This is a genomic window from Caballeronia catudaia (genome assembly GCF_001544755.2).
In the GTDB taxonomy this organism is placed as follows: Bacteria; Pseudomonadota; Gammaproteobacteria; order Burkholderiales; family Burkholderiaceae; genus Caballeronia; species Caballeronia catudaia.
Map to the genome: position 1 here is coordinate 1 of NZ_FCOF02000118.1, position 2,002 is coordinate 2,002.

General features: G+C 59.3%; 3 protein-coding genes. 2 read left to right on the forward strand and 1 reads right to left on the reverse strand.

Going from position 1 to position 2,002, the window contains the following annotated elements:
• On the reverse strand, positions 1-326 hold a 326-nt coding region (locus tag AWB75_RS37540; RefSeq protein WP_235012439.1), incomplete at its 3' end, for a DUF6431 domain-containing protein.
• Positions 327-820: 494 nt separating this feature from the next.
• Between AWB75_RS37540 and AWB75_RS36280 the strand changes: the two genes are divergently transcribed.
• On the forward strand, positions 821-1,726 hold the full coding sequence (locus AWB75_RS36280; RefSeq protein ID WP_235012440.1) for a tyrosine-type recombinase/integrase: 906 nt from the start codon (positions 821-823) through the stop codon (positions 1,724-1,726).
• Positions 1,723-1,944, forward strand: a complete 222-nt coding sequence (locus AWB75_RS36285) for a hypothetical protein (protein ID WP_235012441.1) — start codon at positions 1,723-1,725, stop codon at positions 1,942-1,944. Before AWB75_RS36280 ends, AWB75_RS36285 begins: the two co-directional genes overlap by 4 nt.
• Positions 1,945-2,002 lie beyond the last annotated feature (58 nt).

Consider the following 2,002-nt stretch of genomic DNA (forward strand, 5'->3'; position numbering starts at 1 on the left):
GCGGCGATGCGGCGCAGCGACATGCCGGACATGCACAGGGAGAGCACCAGCTGCTGCAATGCCCAGCCGTACCAGCGGCGCGGGCAGAAGCACAGCGGCAGGCGCGAACAGGTACGGCAGCACGCCGTGCAGCGAAAGCGTGGCACCAGAACGGGATTCAGGGCACCGGCTGCGCTGCGATCAGCCTTGCGGTCGTAAGAGCCATGCCCCCAAAGGCTGGCGACGCCACAGTGCGGACAACGTGGCGGACGGTAGGATTCGAGCGTGGAAAGGATGGCGCGCTGGTGTTGCTCCAGCGCGCGATGGGCGTGTACGATACGATGCATAGGCCGGTCAGTTCTGGAAAGCGTGCGGGGTCTGGACAACGTCGCACGATACCAGAGGTGCATCGGCCTTCTTTACGCCTGCAGCGTCGCGCGCTACGCGCGGAAAAGTTCAGAACATCGTTCTCGCCGTCCGCGCGACAAACATCCCCTGTTCCCTCTCATATTGCGCGCGCCATAACATTTACCCACGCAGCTTGTGGCGGTTTGGAGCCTGCTCCTGCAAGCCGACTCCGAAGGGCCTTCCTTCATCTTTGGTAAAGCTCCGCAAACATCGGTCGATTGATGCTCGCGTTCTTGGCACACCCCACTTCATTTTCAAAAGAGCCCTTGCAAGTCAGATGGTGTGCTCCGGCGTTGCACTTCCGGCAGTCTCTCAAGTACTGCGCCATCGTCGCCTGATGACCACGGCATCTACGCAAAGGTCGACAGGGAGGGACTGCGCCTGCTCGCCCGTGCGTGGCCCGGGAGCGCAACATGAGCGAATACGTCATGCTTTGACTGAGTATCTGAGCCTGCGACGCTCGCTGGGCTACAAGTTGCGGCGGCAGGAGAAGCTGCTGCATCAATTCATTGATTTTCTCGCGTCCACAGGAGCACCGACAATCACCGCGCAACACGCCTTGACGTGGGCATGCCAGCCGACGAACGGCAGCAACAATTGGTGGTCCTATCGTCTGTCTGCGGTTCGGGGTTTCACCAACTATCTGCACGCCATCGATCACGCCGTCGAGGTGCCACCGTCGGATTTGCTGCCATGGCGACCACATCGGGCGAGTCCATATCTGTATAGCGACGAAGAGATCGTCGCGCTGATTAAGGCAGCCGACACGCTCAGTTCTCCGCTGCGAGTGACGACTTACCAGACCTTGATTGGTTTGCTCGCTGTCACCGGAATGCGAATCGGCGAGGCAATCAAACTGAATCGGCAGGACCTCGATGCGCGTAGCGGAACCTTGATTATCCGGGATGCGAAGTTTAATAAAACGCGAGAACTTCCTTTGGATCCGACGACGGCGACGGCATTGAAACGGTATCTCGCCCGCCGCAACCGAGAGCCCTACGCCGGACGAACCGCAGCGCTATTCATCTCCCCCACTGGCAGCCGGCTCCTGTACTGCAATATTCACTGGGCCTTCCACCGATTGGTCCGTCAAGCAGGCATCGTACCGCGCACCAGCCATTGTCGCCCCCGAATCCATGACCTTCGACATGCCTTCGCCGTGAGGACGCTGCTTGACGCCTATCGAGACGGTTCTGACACGCAGCAGCGTCTCACGCTGCTTTCAACCTATCTTGGCCATGTCAATCCGGCGACGAGTTACTGGTATCTGTCAGCAGCTCCAGAACTGCTCATTAAGGCGGCCGAGCGTCTGGAGCGTCCGCCGGGAGAACAAGCATGAGCGCACTGGCCATCACCCTGCAAGCATTCTTCTCAGACCGACTCCTGCGGGAGCGTCACGCGAGCCCGTGTACGATTTCGGCATATCGCGATACATGGCGATTGTTGCTTCGCTTCGCCGCGACGCGAACCAGCAAATCGCCATCGGCACTCGACTTTGCTGACTTTGACGTCTCGCTGGTCTGTGCCTTCCTGGACCATCTATTGAGACTTACGTAAGTCATGACATCACCAGAGCTCGGCTTGTTTCCAACATGCGGCGATGATCGATTTGCGC